13 protein-coding genes are annotated in these 14,825 nt (G+C 70.9%); 10 read left to right on the top strand and 3 right to left on the bottom strand.

Annotated features, from left to right (window positions below):
• The first annotated feature begins 164 nt into the window (after positions 1–164).
• Both eccD and IG64_RS30125 read left to right on the top strand, forming a co-directional pair.
• Positions 165–1,679, top strand: coding sequence for a type VII secretion integral membrane protein EccD (gene eccD / locus IG64_RS30120; RefSeq protein ID WP_199811680.1), 1,515 nt, complete (start codon positions 165–167; stop codon positions 1,677–1,679).
• A 132-nt stretch (positions 1,680–1,811) separates the two neighbouring features.
• Positions 1,812–3,317 (top strand): PQQ-binding-like beta-propeller repeat protein, encoded by a 1,506-nt coding sequence (locus tag IG64_RS30125; protein ID WP_037861955.1) that lies wholly within the window; start codon positions 1,812–1,814, stop codon positions 3,315–3,317.
• 72 nt (positions 3,318–3,389) lie between these two features.
• Here the strand turns inward: IG64_RS30125 and IG64_RS30130 are convergent, their stop codons facing one another.
• Positions 3,390–3,689, bottom strand: coding sequence for a DUF397 domain-containing protein (locus IG64_RS30130; RefSeq protein WP_037861956.1), 300 nt, complete (start codon positions 3,687–3,689; stop codon positions 3,390–3,392).
• A 283-nt stretch (positions 3,690–3,972) separates the two neighbouring features.
• On the opposite strand from IG64_RS30130, the gene rpsO reads away from it, so the two are divergent.
• From rpsO to IG64_RS30155, 5 genes are all read left to right on the top strand, one after another.
• Complete coding sequence (rpsO, locus tag IG64_RS30135) at positions 3,973–4,260, top strand: 30S ribosomal protein S15 (protein ID WP_030177470.1); 288 nt, start codon at positions 3,973–3,975, stop codon at positions 4,258–4,260.
• Positions 4,261–4,678: 418 nt separating this feature from the next.
• Entirely contained in the window at positions 4,679–6,898 is a 2,220-nt protein-coding gene (locus IG64_RS30140; protein ID WP_037861958.1) for a polyribonucleotide nucleotidyltransferase, read from the top strand.
• On the top strand, positions 6,895–8,274 hold the full coding sequence (locus IG64_RS30145) for a M16 family metallopeptidase (protein ID WP_037861960.1): 1,380 nt from the start codon (positions 6,895–6,897) through the stop codon (positions 8,272–8,274). The genes IG64_RS30140 and IG64_RS30145 overlap by 4 nt, the downstream gene beginning before the upstream one ends.
• A 97-nt stretch (positions 8,275–8,371) precedes the next feature.
• Positions 8,372–9,124, top strand: a complete 753-nt coding sequence (dapB, locus tag IG64_RS30150; RefSeq protein WP_037861961.1) for a 4-hydroxy-tetrahydrodipicolinate reductase — start codon at positions 8,372–8,374, stop codon at positions 9,122–9,124.
• An 11-nt stretch (positions 9,125–9,135) separates the two neighbouring features.
• Positions 9,136–9,591 (top strand): tetratricopeptide repeat protein, encoded by a 456-nt coding sequence (locus IG64_RS30155; protein ID WP_037861963.1) that lies wholly within the window; start codon positions 9,136–9,138, stop codon positions 9,589–9,591.
• Between the two features lie 59 nt (positions 9,592–9,650).
• On the opposite strand, the gene IG64_RS30160 is transcribed toward IG64_RS30155, so the two are convergent.
• Positions 9,651–10,205, bottom strand: coding sequence for a phage holin family protein (locus IG64_RS30160; protein WP_037861964.1), 555 nt, complete (start codon positions 10,203–10,205; stop codon positions 9,651–9,653).
• Between the two features lie 114 nt (positions 10,206–10,319).
• A complete protein-coding gene (locus tag IG64_RS30165; protein ID WP_037861965.1) occupies positions 10,320–10,553 on the bottom strand; it encodes a hypothetical protein in 234 nt (77 codons plus the stop codon).
• A gap of 233 nt (positions 10,554–10,786) precedes the next feature.
• Between IG64_RS30165 and thyX the strand changes: the two genes are divergently transcribed.
• The 3 genes from thyX (at position 10,787) to IG64_RS30180 (ending at position 14,542) form a co-directional block, all read left to right on the top strand.
• Entirely contained in the window at positions 10,787–11,527 is a 741-nt protein-coding gene (gene thyX, locus IG64_RS30170; RefSeq protein ID WP_037861967.1) for an FAD-dependent thymidylate synthase, read from the top strand.
• 234 nt (positions 11,528–11,761) lie between these two features.
• Positions 11,762–12,661 carry a 4-hydroxy-tetrahydrodipicolinate synthase gene (gene dapA, locus IG64_RS30175; RefSeq protein ID WP_037861968.1) on the top strand — a complete coding sequence of 300 codons (900 nt, stop codon included), beginning with the start codon at positions 11,762–11,764 and terminating at the stop codon, positions 12,659–12,661.
• A 195-nt stretch (positions 12,662–12,856) separates the two neighbouring features.
• A complete protein-coding gene (locus IG64_RS30180; protein ID WP_037861969.1) occupies positions 12,857–14,542 on the top strand; it encodes a ribonuclease J in 1,686 nt (561 codons plus the stop codon).
• Positions 14,543–14,825: the final 283 nt, after the last annotated feature.

Below are 14,825 nucleotides of genomic sequence, written 5' to 3' on the forward strand. Positions count from 1 at the left end.
AAACGGGGGCATTCCATGGCATGTGGAGCGGTATGCCGTCCCGCCGGCGGGCCCCGCGGAGCCCTTCCGCCGTACCCCGCGCCTCGCCGGAGCCGCGGACCGGACAGCGCGCCGCGGGTCCTTCACACCACTGACGCAGATTCATCACCGAGGGGGAGCAGCAGGTGAGCATGACGGCCTCCGCGACAGCCGGCGGGGCGGGCGGCCCCGGCACGGGTGTGCCCGCCGGGACCGGGACCGGGCTCGGCTTCTGCCGGGTCACCATCGTCGCGCCCGACAGCCGGATCGACGTGGCCCTGCCCGACGACATCCCGGTCGCCGACATCCACCCGGAGATCCTCCGGCTCTCCCGGCAGAGCCCCGCCGAGGGCGCGCCCGTCGGCTACCACCTCGTCCGCAGGGACGGCACGGTCCTCGACAGCTCCCGCTCGTTCGCCGCGCAGCGCATTCTCGACGGCGAACTGCTCACCCTGCGGCCCTTCTCCGACTCCCTGCCCCCCGCCGTCTTCGACGACGTGTCCGACGCCGTCGCCTCCGCGGTGACCCGCGACCACACCCTGTGGAGCGGTGACCTGACGCGGGCCGCCGGACTCGTCGGCGGGGGTGTGCTGCCCGCCCTGCTCGCCTTCGTCGCCTGGACCGCCGACCCGCGCCACGACATGCACAGCCTCCCGGGCGTCCTCGCGGCGGTGGCAGGGGTGCTCCTGCTCGTGCTCGCCTGCGTACGCGCCCGGGTGTACGACGACCGCGCCTCGGCCGTCGCCCTGGGGCTGGGCGCCCTGCCCAACGCCGGCGTCGCGGGGTCGGGGCTGCTGCCGCTCGCCGACGGACAGGGCATCGGGAAGCTGCAGTTCCTGCTGGCCTGCGTCGCCGTCCTGCTGGCCTCGGTGGTCCTCACCCTGTGCGCACCGAGCGGGGACGGGCCCTTCGTCGCGTTCGTCCTCGCGGGCGCCATCAGCTCGCTCGCGGTGTTCGCGGCGATCCTCGCGCACTGGACGCCGTCACAGACCGCAGCGCTGTGCGCGCCGGCCGCCGTCGGGGCCCTGGCCTTCCTGCCGGGCATGTCGATGCGCTTCGCCCGGCTGCCCATCGGCTTCGACCCGCCGGACACCGCCCCGCGGCCCGCCTACGGCACGGATGCCACGGACCCCGAACCGGTCGACGCCGAGCGGATCGCCGCCCAGGCGCGCCGCGGCCACGAACTCCTCGTCGGCCTGGTCGGCGGCTGCGCCGTCACCGCCGTCGGGGCGTCGGCGGTGCTCGGCTTCTCGCACGACGGCCGGGCCCAGCTGCTCGCCCTGGCCACCGGGCTCGCCCTGCTGACGCGGGCGCAGCTCTTCCGCTACACCGCCCAGGTCGCGCCCGTGCTGGCCGCGGGGCTCAGCGCGCTCGTCCTGCTCGGCCTGGGACTGGCGCTCGACCCGCCGCGCGCGGTCGTCACCGCGGCCCTGCGCGGCGACCGCGGCGACCTCGACATCAGGACCGTCTGGCTCGTCGCGGCGATCGCGGCGGCGGCCGCCCTCGTCACCGCGATCGGCCTCATCGTGCCGCGCAGCGGACTCAGTCCGTTCTGGGGCCGCTTCATGGAGATCGCCGAGGGCTTCGTCCTGCTGACACTGGTGCCCCTGGCCCTCGCCGTCTTCGACGTGTACGCGACCGTCCGGTCGATGACCAGCTGACCCGGCCGCCCGGCGGTGCGGCACGCGCGCGTGCCGCACCCGCTGCCCCATGCCCGGACGCCCCGCGCCGCCCGCCAGGGACGGCCGGCCGCCCCTGGCACAGGCCACCCCCGCACGAAGGGATCTCCTCGCGTGAGCTTCGGCCCACCACCGTCCGCCTACACCCAGTCCGCCCTGGCCGCGGACCAGAACCGCAGACGCCGCCGCATCCGGATGCTGGGAGCCGTGGCCGTCGTCGTGGCCGCCGCCGTCGGCGTCGGCGGCTGGATCCTGTCGTCCACGGGGGACGAGGGGGCATCCGCCGACCCGAAGCCGTCGGCCACCGCACAGAGCCCGGACGACATCCGGGAGCTGACGGAGAAGACCCCCGCTTCCCCCGAAGGCCGGCTGCTGGTCGAGTACAGGGAGGGCAACCTCGCCAAGACGGTCAAGGGCGACCCCCGGTACGCCCCGGGCACCTGGGCCACGGACAAGGTGCTCGCCAAGGGCATGGCCGACCGGATCGAGGGTCTCACCACCGCGGCCACCGGCCCGGAGAAGGCCTGGACCCTGCGTCTCGACGGCCATCTCTGCGCCACCAGCAAGCACATCACCGCGGACGGCCGTACGGCGGTCGTCGTCCAGCCCAAGAAGTCCGGCACCGTGGCGCAACGGGGCGTCTGCGACGAGGTGGTGTTCTTCGACGTGAACACCGGCAAGAAGCTGTGGCAGGCGAAGATGCCCTCGGCCGCCTCCGCCTTCGTGACCAACACGAACCTGACCATGACCAAGGGCGTCGTCGCCGTCGCCTGGGGCGGCGGTTCGGTGGCCTACGACATGAAGAGCGGCAAGCAGCTCTGGAACAGCACGACGGTCTCCGCCTGCGAGGACAACGGCTTCGCGGGCGGCCGGGCCCTGCTGGTCCTGGAAGAGTGCGGCGCCCAGTCGCCCAATCCCACCTACCGGGTCGAGAAGCTGGACCCGCGTACCGGAAAGCCCCTGTGGACGTACAAGGTGGCGAACGGGGTCGAGGACGTCTACCTGCCCTCCTCCGACCCGCCGGTGCTCGCCGTCGCCGCCGGCGACAGCTCGGTGACCGACCTGATCACGCTCGACGGCGCCGGCAAGCGCCTGGCCACCATCTCCCTCACCGGCTACGACCCCAAGTGCGGCGAACGTGACTTCGGCGCCGGGTTCTTCGGGACGGTGGAGTACTGCGACGGCGTGGTCGTCGGACGCGACCAGGTGTACGTGGTCAGCAAGGAGACCACCGAGCTGCGCCAGGCGGCCAACTGGATCGTGGCCTTCGACGTCACGACCGGGAAGGCGGGCCGCAAGCTGGACGCCCGGCCCTCCCAGCCGCTCACCCCGCTGCAGGCCGACGGGGACGCCCTGCTGGTGTTCCGGCGCAGCTACTCCGAGGTCGAGCCGTCCTCGGTCCTCACCTGGGACCCGCGCACCGGCAAGGAGACACCGTTCCTCCTCTTCGGGTTCCCGGCGGACGACGAGGGAGACTTCGCCGACATCGAGCACTCGGACATCCTGGTCGCGCAGGGCCGGGTCTACTTCGCCAAGCGTGAGCTGACCGCCGACGACAAGCACCCCACCTACCCGGTGGACGCCGTCCTCGGCATCGGCAGCGCGGCCGCGCGGCACTGACCGGCCCCACCGGACAGGGGGAGGGGCGGCGCGCAACCCCGCGCCGCCCCTCCCCGTCCGTCGGCCGGACCGCTACTCCGCCGCCGCCCCGAGCCCCCCGTTGTGCTCGGCCGGCTCCAGATCGAACTCGCCGTCGCGTGCCCCGAGCACGAACGCCCGCCACTCCGCCTCCGTGTAGCGCAGCACCGTGTCGTGGTCGAGGGACGACCGCATGGCCACGGCACCGCCCGGCAGGTAGGCGATCTCGACGCGCTCCTCGTGCTGCTCCGTGCCCGGCGCGCAGTGCCACTCCACGCCGGAGATGTCGAGCGCGTACAGTTCGTCGCGCTCGCGCTCCTTGCGTGCCTTGATCTCCGCTTCCGTCTCCGCCATCTCGCAGCGACCCCTTCCCGACGTACGTACACGGTGCCAGCGCTCACCCTAGGCCCTGGGGCGCGCGGCGCGGGGCGTTCGGGAAACCGGGTGAAGGGCGGCCTCCACCGCCTGGTAACCTGGTCGACGGCCGTTTGTGTACGCACCCCCGGCGCCGTCGCAGGCAACCCTGCGGGCCCTGGAGATCGCGCCCAGCGGACCCCGCCTCCCGAGTCACGGAAGCTCCCCAGAGACACAGAGCTGGGGCACTCGGTGGCCACTTGCAGACCATGAAGGAGTACGCGTGTCGCTCGACGCCGCTACGAAGAAGCAGATCATCGGCGAGTTCGGTACCAAGGAGGGTGACACCGGCTCCCCCGAGGTCCAGGTCGCCCTGCTGTCCCGTCGGATCTCCGACCTGACCGAGCACCTCAAGACCCACAAGCACGACCACCACTCCCGTCGTGGCCTGCTGATCCTGGTCGGTCAGCGCCGTCGCCTGCTGCAGTACCTGGCGAAGAAGGACATCCAGCGCTTCCGTGCGCTGGTCGACCGCCTCGGCATCCGCCGCGGTGCGGCGGGCGCCAAGTAGGACGCCGTGAAGGGAGCGGTTCCCGGTCAGGATCGGGGGCCGCTCCCTTTGCCGTACGTGCGGCGGGCTCGCCGCGGGTACGGAGAACTCCGCCGGATGTGCGGAAACGTGCGGAGTGTCACTCACGCTTTGTAGTGTGGTAGCACGACGCACGACGTACGGCATGGAACGCGGTACGGAACAGTACGCATAGACGTGCGAAAGCGCGGTACGAATCCGTACGCGCCCAGCACGCACACAGAACGAGGAGGAGCGCACCTCGCCGCCGCCGGTCCTCGGTAGTGGCCCCCGGGCGATGTGAGCCCCGGGTGCTTCGATCGAAGACCGGCCCGCACCAGACGGAGCGCTTCTCCGCCACCGTCCCCCCGCCACACGGGCGAGGCGGGACGAAAGACGACAAGTAACGGAGAAAACGCTGGTGGAGAACGAGACCCACTACGCCGAAGCCGTCATCGACAACGGTTCCTTCGGCACCCGCACCATCCGCTTCGAGACGGGCCGCCTGGCCAAGCAGGCCGCCGGCTCCGCCGTGGCCTACCTGGACGACGACACCATGGTGCTGTCGGCGACCACCGCCTCGAAGAACCCCAAGGACCAGCTCGACTTCTTCCCCCTCACGGTGGACGTCGAGGAGCGGATGTACGCCGCCGGCAAGATCCCCGGCAGCTTCTTCCGCCGCGAGGGCCGGCCCAGCGAGGACGCGATCCTCACCTGCCGCCTGATCGACCGCCCGCTGCGCCCGTCCTTCAAGAAGGGCCTGCGCAACGAGATCCAGGTCGTGTGCACGGTCATGGCGCTCAACCCCGACCACCTGTACGACGTGGTCGCGATCAACGCCGCCTCCGCCTCGACGCAGCTGGCCGGCCTGCCCTTCTCCGGCCCGATCGGCGGCGTCCGCGTCGCGCTGATCAACGGCCAGTGGGTCGCGTTCCCGACCCACAGCGAGCTGGAGGACGCCGTCTTCGACATGGTCGTCGCCGGCCGCGTCCTGGAGGACGGCGACGTCGCGATCATGATGGTCGAGGCCGAGGCCACCGAGAAGACCATCCAGCTGGTCAAGGGCGGCGCCGAGGCTCCCACCGAGGAGGTCGTCGCCGCCGGTCTGGAGGCCGCGAAGCCCTTCATCAAGGTGCTGTGCAAGGCCCAGTCGGACCTCGCCGCCAAGGCCGCCAAGCCCACCGGCGAGTTCCCGATCTTCCTCGACTACCAGGACGACGTCCTGGAGGCGCTCACCGGTGCCGTCCGCCCCGAGCTGGCCCAGGCGCTCACCATCGCCGGCAAGCAGGAGCGCGAGGCCGAGCTGGACCGCGTCAAGGGCCTGGCCGCCGAGAAGCTCCTGCCGGAGTTCGAGGGCCGCGAGAAGGAGATCTCCGCCGCGTACCGCGCGCTGACCAAGCAGCTGGTCCGCGAGCGCGTCATCAAGGAGAAGAAGCGCATCGACGGCCGCGGCGTCACGGACATCCGTACGCTCGCCGCCGAGGTCGAGGCCATCCCGCGGGTGCACGGCTCGGCGCTGTTCGAGCGTGGCGAGACCCAGATCCTGGGCGTCACCACCCTCAACATGCTCCGCATGGAGCAGCAGCTGGACACCCTCTCCCCGGTGACCCGCAAGCGCTACATGCACAACTACAACTTCCCGCCGTACTCCACCGGTGAGACCGGCCGCGTCGGCTCCCCCAAGCGCCGCGAGATCGGCCACGGCGCCCTCGCCGAGCGCGCGCTCGTGCCGGTGCTGCCCACCCGCGAGGAGTTCCCCTACGCGATCCGCCAGGTGTCCGAGGCCCTCGGCTCCAACGGTTCGACGTCCATGGGCTCGGTCTGCGCCTCCACCATGTCGCTGCTGAACGCCGGTGTGCCGCTGAAGGCCCCCGTCGCCGGTATCGCCATGGGCCTGATCTCCCAGGAGATCGAGGGCGAGACGCACTACGTCACCCTCACCGACATCCTCGGTGCGGAGGACGCCTTCGGCGACATGGACTTCAAGGTCGCCGGCACCAAGGAGTTCGTCACCGCCCTCCAGCTCGACACCAAGCTGGACGGCATCCCCGCCTCCGTCCTGGCCGCCGCCCTCAAGCAGGCCCGTGACGCCCGCCTCCACATCCTCGACGTGATGATGGAAGCGATCGACACGCCGGACGAGATGTCCCCGAACGCGCCGCGGATCATCACCGTGAAGATCCCGGTCGACAAGATCGGCGAGGTCATCGGCCCCAAGGGCAAGATGATCAACCAGATCCAGGAGGACACCGGCGCCGAGATCACCATCGAGGACGACGGCACCATCTACATCGGTGCCGCCGACGGCCCGTCCGCCGAGGCCGCCCGCACCACGATCAACGGCATCGCCAACCCGACGATGCCCGAGGTCGGCGAGCGCTACCTGGGTACGGTCGTGAAGACGACGACCTTCGGCGCCTTCGTCTCGCTGCTGCCCGGCAAGGACGGTCTGCTGCACATCTCGCAGATCCGCAAGCTGGCCGGCGGCAAGCGCGTGGAGAACGTCGAGGACGTGCTCGGCGTGGGCCAGAAGGTCCAGGTCGAGATCGCCGAGATCGACTCCCGCGGCAAGCTCTCCCTCGTCCCCGTGATCGAGGGCGAAGAGGACGCAGAAGAGCAGAAGGACGACGCCGCCAAGTGACGTCCCGTGGCTTGAAGGCGACGGCCCGCACCTCCTCGGAGGCGCGGGCCGTCGCCCGTACCCAAACCCTGATCAAGGGCACGAACGGCATCGGCACCGTGCGCCGCACCACCCTCCCCGGCGGCCTGCGTATCGTCACCGAGACCCTCCCCTCCGTGCGCTCGGCCACCTTCGGCATCTGGGCGCACGTCGGCTCCCGCGACGAGACCCGCTCGCTGGGCGGTGCCACGCACTACCTGGAACACCTGCTCTTCAAGGGCACCGAACGGCGCTCGGCCCTGGACATCTCCGCCGCCCTGGACGCCGTCGGCGGCGAGATGAACGCGTTCACGGCCAAGGAGTACACGTGCTACTACGCGCGCGTGCTCGACACCGACCTGCCGCTCGCCATCGACGTGGTCTGCGACATGCTCACCGGCTCGCTGATCCGCGAGGAGGACGTCGACGTCGAGCGCGGCGCGATCCTCGAAGAGATCGCCATGACCGAGGACGACCCCGGCGACTGCGTGCACGACCTGTTCGCGCACACCATGTTCGGTGACAACCCCCTCGGCCGCCCGGTCCTCGGCACGGTCGACACGGTCAACGCCCTCACCGCCGACCGCATCCGCCGCTTCTACAAGAAGCACTACGACCCGACCCACCTCGTCGTCGCCTGCGCCGGGAACGTCGACCACGCCAAGGTCGTGCGCCAGGTCCGTGCCGCCTTCGAGAAGGCCGGCGCCCTCGGGAGCACCGGGGCCGCCCCCGTCGCCCCGCGCGACGGCCGGCGCGCCCTGCGCACCGCGGGCCGTGTCGAACTGCAGAACAGGAAGACGGAACAGGCCCACGTCGTCCTCGGCATGCCCGGCCTCGCCCGCACCGACGACCGCCGCTGGGCCCTCGGCGTCCTGAACACCGCCCTCGGCGGCGGCATGTCGTCGCGGCTGTTCCAGGAGGTGCGGGAGAAGCGCGGCCTGGCCTACAGCGTGTACTCCTACACCTCGGGCTTCGCCGACTGCGGCCTGTTCGGCGTCTACGCCGGGTGCCGGCCCAGCCAGGTGCACGACGTGCTGCGGATCTGCCGCGAGGAACTCGACCACGTCGCCGAGCACGGCCTGTCCGACGACGAGATCGGCCGCGCCATCGGCCAGCTCCAGGGCTCGACCGTCCTCGGGCTGGAGGACACGGGCGCGCTGATGAACCGTATCGGCAAGAGCGAGCTGTGCTGGGGCGAGCAGATCTCCGTCGACGACATGCTGGCCCGGATGGCCGCGGTGACCCCGGACGAGGTCCGCGAGGTCGCCCGGGACATCCTGGGACAGCGCCCCTCGCTGTCGGTCATCGGCCCGCTCAAGGACAAGCAGGCCGCGCGTCTGCACGACGTGGTCGCGTGAACCCCCGGGGCGCCCCGGCCGCGACAGCCTCGGCCGGCGGCGCCCCCGGTCGGCAACACTTCGGCCGGCAACCCCATCGGTCTTAAGGAAGCAAGAGATGAGCAAGCTGCGCGTGGCGGTCCTCGGTGCCCGGGGCCGTATCGGTTCGGAGGCCGTACGGGCGGTGGAGGCCGCCGAGGACATGGAGCTGGTCGCCGCCCTCGGCCGGGGCGACCGGCTGGAGACCCTCACGGAGAGCGGCGCCCAGGTCGCCGTCGAGCTGACCACTCCCGCCTCGGTCATGGACAACCTCGACTTCTGCGTCCGCAACGGCATCCACGCCGTGGTCGGCACCACCGGCTGGAGCGACGACCGCCTCGCGCGGCTGAGGGGCTGGCTCGACCGCTCTCCGTCCACCGGCGTGCTCATCGCCCCGAACTTCTCCATCGGGGCCGTCCTCACCATGAAGTTCGCCCAGCTCGCCGCGCCGTACTTCGAGTCCGTCGAGGTCGTCGAGCTGCACCACCCCAACAAGGTCGACGCCCCCAGCGGCACGGCCACGCGCACCGCCCAGCTCATCGCCGAGGCCCGCGCCAAGGCCGGTACGGCTCCGGCGCCGGACGCCACCGCGACCGCGCTGGACGGCGCCCGCGGCGCCGACGTCGACGGCGTACCCGTGCACGCGGTGCGGCTGCGCGGCCTGCTCGCCCACCAGGAGGTCCTGCTGGGCGGCGAGGGCGAGACGCTCACCATCCGCCACGACTCGCTCCACCACAGCAGCTTCATGCCGGGCATCCTGCTCGGCGCGCGCCGCGTGGTGACCACTCCGGGCCTGACCTTCGGCCTGGAGCACTTCCTCGACCTGAACTGAGCCCCGAGCCCATGCGCGCGAAGATCACCTACCTCGTCACGGCCGCCGTCCTCGTCTTCTACTTCGTCCTGGTCGGCAGCCGTGGCGTCCTGCTCATCGAGTCCGGCACGCTCGTGACGGTCACCTTCGGGGTCGCCGTGCTGATCCTGCCGGTGATCGGCCTGTGGTTCCTGTGGAAGAACACCCAGTTCGTCCGCAACGCCAACCGGCTCGCCGCCGAACTCGACGCCGAGGGCGGCCTGCCCGTCGACGAACTCAAGCGCACGCCCAGCGGGCGCATCGACCGGGACTCGGCCGACGAGGTCTTCGCCAGGCGCAAGGCCGAGACGGAGGACGCTCCCGACGACTGGCGCACCTGGTTCCGCCTCGCCGTCGCCTACCACGACGCCCGCGACACGCCTCGCGCCCGCAAGGCGATGCAGCGCGCGATCGCCCTGCACGACGGCAAGCCCGTCCCGGTGGCCTGAGCACGGCGCGGGACCACCGTCCGCCCGCCCCGGACGCGTACGCCGGGACGGGTTCCGGATCAGCGGGGCCGGTACTCCTCGGCCCACGCCTCCACCATGTCCGCCGCGCGGTCGAACGCCGTCGCGCGGCCCAGGAAGTCGGCGTTGTGCGTGGTCAGCAGCGGCGGCGCGGACTCCTGGGGCCGGCCCCTGCGACCGAGCAGCAGGGCCTGGCCCTGCACCGTCCGCGGCAGACCGAGCCAGCGCACCGGCTGCTGCACCGTGCGGACACTGACGACCTGCGCCCACGGCGTCGTACGGGTGATCAGGAAGCTGACGTGCCGCAGTCCGCGCGCACCGACCCACACGCCCATGCGCAGCAGCCGCAGTGCCACGGCGACCACGACGAGACCCGTGCCGAGACAGGCAGCGCCGCCCGCCACCGCGCCGGTCAGCGCGATCACGACCGCCGAGAGCAGCACGAACGAGGCGACCAGCAGCACCAGCGCGGCCACGCCCACCCGCCAGGGGCCGGGCCGGTAGGGGCGCCGCCAGCGCTCGCGGTCGTCGAACGGCAGCGCGACGTCGTCCGCTGCGTCGAAGGCGCGGTCGGCCGTCAGGAAGGGCAGGGGCACGGCGGTTCCTCACTCAATCCACGCGGGGGCTGTGCCCGGTGAGGCTATCCGGCTGTGTCGTCGCTCACCACTCGCGGGGGTCCAGGTGAGTGGCCGGCCCTTTCGCCGCCTGTGTCAGTGCCCGTGCGAGGCCTGCTGCGTCTGCGTGGGGGAGTGGCTGGTCGCCAGCGCGGGCATCCCCACGACCAGGGAGCCCACGAGGCCCGCCACGATGGTCAGGCCCAGCAGACAGCGCCCGGCTATCTGGGCCGCCGACGCCCGCCGCCGGGGCGGGGGAGTGACATTGCTGCGGAACCGGTCGGCCTCGGCGACGAAGGCGAACGGGACGGGCTCACGCCGACGGAACATCGCGGGTACGGCTCCCTTCGGGGTCGGGGTGTTCGGGCCGGACGGTTCGGAGGGTGGGAACGAACGGTTCGGGGGTCGAACGGGCGTGTCTCACTCATACAGACGCATGAGTGTCCCGAAAGGTGCCCATTTCCGGAAATTGACTGGGACCCGAGTGCGGACGGGGACAGGAGGGGCCGCCCACGTAGAGTGGGCGCCGCCCGTCAGACGTGAAGGAAGGGACTCCCCGCACCGTGACCGACACCCCCGCCGACGACCTGAAGCCGAGCTTCCGCAGCGATGTCACCGTCGAGCTGGTCAAGCACACCGCGTCGGACACCGACGTGCTCTTCGCGGCCCGCGTCTCGACCATCGGCGAGCAGTCCCTGGACGAGCTGAACAAGGACCCGGAGCGCTCCCGGGGCCTGATCAACTACCTGATGCGGGACCGGCACGGCAGCCCCTTCGAGCACAACTCGATGACCTTCCTCATCAGCGCGCCGATCTTCGTCTTCCGTGAGTTCATGCGGCACCGCGTCGGCTGGTCCTACAACGAGGAGTCCGGCCGCTACCGGGAGCTGCAGCCGGTCTTCTACGTGCCCGACGCCTCGCGCAAGCTCGTCCAGGAGGGCCGCCCCGGCAAGTACCGCTTCGTCGAGGGCACCCAGGGCCAGCAGGAACTGGTCGGCCGGGTCATGGAGGACTCCTACCGGCAGGCGTACGAGGCCTACCAGGAGATGCTCGCCGCCGGCGTCGCCCGCGAGGTCGCCCGCGCGGTCCTCCCCGTCGGCCTGTTCTCCTCCATGTACGCCACCTGCAACGCCCGCTCGCTGATGCACTTCCTCGGCCTGCGCACCCAGCACGAACTGGCCAAGGTGCCGTCCTTCCCGCAGCGGGAGATCGAGATGGTCGGTGAGCGGATGGAGGCCGAGTGGGCGAAGCTCATGCCCCTCACCTACGCCGCCTTCAACGCCAACGGCCGGGTCGCGCCGTAGGCCCCTGTCCGGCGCGCGCCCCGTCCTGCCGCGGGGGCGGGACCAGGGACAGATGTACGGATCAGCCTTGCGAAGTGTCCGTATTGCGGCATTTATGGAAGTTATCTAGCCTGATCGAACGGACCCGGCACTGCTTGAACCCCCGAGCAGGCAGTGCCGGGCTCCGCCTTTGTCACGACTTGTCGGCCGCCCCGAGGGCAGACCCCGCCTTGAGCAACGAGTAGCGTGTTACCCATGGCTCCGACCTCGACTCCGCAGACCCCCTTCGGGCGGGTCCTCACCGCCATGGTCACGCCCTTCACGGCGGACGGCGCACTCGACCTCGACGGCGCGCAGCGGCTCGCCGCCCACCTGGTGGACGCAGGCAACGACGGCCTGGTCGTCAACGGCACCACCGGCGAGTCCCCCACCACCAGCGATGCGGAGAAATCGGAGCTGGTACGCGCGGTCGTGGCGGCCGTCGGAGACCGGGCCCACGTGGTGGCCGGCGTCGGCACCAACGACACCCACCACAGCATCGAACTGGCCCGCGCCGCCGAGCAGGCCGGCGCGCACGGCCTGCTGACCGTCACGCCGTACTACAACAAGCCCCCGCAGGAGGGCCTGTACCGGCACTTCACGGCCGTCGCCGACGCGACCGGCCTGCCCGTCATGCTCTACGACATCCCCGGCCGCAGCGGCGTCCCGATCAACACGGAGACGATCGTCCGCCTCGCCGAGCACCCCAGGATCGTCGCCAACAAGGACGCCAAGGGCGACCTCGGCCGCGCGAGCTGGGCCATCGCCCGCTCCGGCCTCGCCTGGTACTCGGGCGACGACATGCTGAACCTGCCGCTGCTCTCGGTCGGCGCGGTCGGCTTCGTCTCGGTCGTCGGCCACCTCGTCACCCCCGACCTGCGCGCCCTCATCGAGGCCTACACCTCCGGTGACGTGCAGAAGGCCACCGAGATCCACCAGAAGCTGCTGCCCGTCTACACCGGCATGTTCCGCACCCAGGGCGTCATGACCACCAAGGCCGCGCTCGCCCTGCGGGGGCTGCCCGGCGGGCCGCTGCGGCTGCCCATGGTCGAGCTGGCGCCCGAGGAGACCGAACAGCTCAAGATCGATCTTGCCGCCGGCGGGGTACAGCTCTGACAACGAGACTTCGCGAGATCCCTCGCACCGCCCGGCTCCACCCGGAACCACACCCGGGAACCGGGCACCACAACTGAACAAGCACGAAACCGCAGGCCACCGGTGCCTGCACCCCACAACGACAACTGCTTCTGCACGAACGTCACGCGCGCCACGTGCCCACCGGTACGTGGCGCGCGTGGTGAGGAGGGTCTTTTGAGTCATCCGCATCCTGAACTCGCGCCGCCCCCGCCGCTCGCCGACGGAGGCCTCCGCGTCACCCCGCTCGGCGGCCTCGGGGAGATCGGCCGCAACATGACGGTCTTCGAGTACGGCGGACGCCTGCTGATCGTCGACTGCGGAGTGCTCTTCCCGGAGGAGGAGCAGCCCGGAATCGACCTGATCCTGCCGGACTTCTCGTCCATCCGGGACCGCCTCGACGACATCGAGGGCATCGTCCTCACGCACGGCCACGAGGACCACATCGGCGGTGTCCCCTACCTCCTGCGGGAGAAGCCGGACATCCCCCTGATCGGCTCCAAGCTGACCCTCGCGCTCATCGAGGCCAAGCTCCAGGAGCACCGCATCCGCCCCTACACCCTTGAGGTCGTGGAGGGGAACCGGGAGCGCATCGGGCCCTTCGACTGCGAGTTCGTCGCGGTCAACCACTCCATTCCGGACGCGCTGGCCGTCGCCATCCGCACACCCGCCGGCATGGTGGTCCACACCGGCGACTTCAAGATGGACCAGCTCCCGCTGGACCGCCGGCTCACCGACCTGCACGCGTTCGCACGGCTGAGCGAAGAGGGCATCGACCTCCTCCTCGCGGACTCCACCAACGCCGAGGTGCCGGGATTCGTCCCGCCCGAGCGGGACATCTCCGGTGTGCTGCGCCAGGTCTTCGCCGGCGCCCGCAAGAGGATCATCGTGGCGAGCTTCGCCAGCCACGTCCACCGCATCCAGCAGATCCTGGACGCCGCCCACGAGTACGGCCGCCGGGTCGCCTTCGTCGGCCGCTCCATGGTCCGCAACATGGGCATCGCCCGGGACCTCGGCTACCTGAAGGTGCCGCCGGGCCTGGTGGTGGACGTCCGCACGCTCGACGACCTGCCCGACCACGAGGTGGTCCTGGTCTGCACGGGCTCGCAGGGCGAACCGATGGCCGCCCTCTCCCGCATGGCCAACCGGGACCACCAGATCCGCATCGTCGAGGGCGACACGGTGATCCTCGCCTCGTCGCTGATCCCCGGCAACGAGAACGCGGTGTACCGGGTCATCAACGGCCTGACCCGCTGGGGCGCCGACGTCGTCCACAAGGGCAACGCCAAGGTGCACGTCTCCGGCCACGCCTCGGCCGGCGAACTGCTGTACTTCTACAACATCTGCCGGCCCAGGAACCTGATGCCGGTCCATGGCGAGTGGCGCCACCTGCGCGCCAACGCCGAACTGGGCGCGATGACCGGCGTTCCGCACGACCGGATCGTCATCGCGGAGGACGGCGTGACCGTCGACCTCGTCGAGGGCAAGGCCAAGATCTCCGGCAAGGTCCAGGCCGGTTACGTCTACGTCGACGGGCTCTCCGTCGGTGACGTGGGCGAGCCCGCGCTGAAGGACCGCAAGATCCTCGGGGACGAGGGCATCATCTCGGTGTTCGTGGTGGTCGACTCCACGACCGGCAAGGTCACCGGCGGCCCGCACATCCAGGCCCGCGGCTCGGGCATCGAGGACTCGGCCTTCGGCGCGGTCATCCCGAAGATCGCGGAGTCCCTGGAGAAGACCGCCCAGGAAGGCATCGCCGACTCCCACCAGCTGCAGCAGCTCATCCGCCGCACACTGGGCAAGTGGGTCTCGGACACCTACCGGCGCCGGCCGATGATCCTCCCGGTGGTGGTGGAGGTCTGACGGACCGTACGACTGTCCTACGGCAGCTCGTACGCGCGAACTGGTGGCGGGGCGCCTCGATTTGCATCGAGGCGCCCCGCTCCAGTACGTTTACGGCTCCGCCAGGACGGGAACCCGGGATGCTTCGTGCACACCGGAGGACGTCCCCGGAGAGGTGGAAAATCCGACTCAGAACTTCTGATAAAGTCGGAGCCGCCGGAAAGGGAAACGCGAAGCGAAAGCGGAGCGGGAACCTGGAAAGCACCGAGGAAATCGGATCGGAAAGATCTGATAGAGTCGGAAA

Origin of the sequence: Streptomyces sp. NRRL S-340 (assembly GCF_000720185.1) — a bacterium.
Classification (GTDB): Bacteria; Actinomycetota; Actinomycetes; order Streptomycetales; family Streptomycetaceae; genus Streptomyces.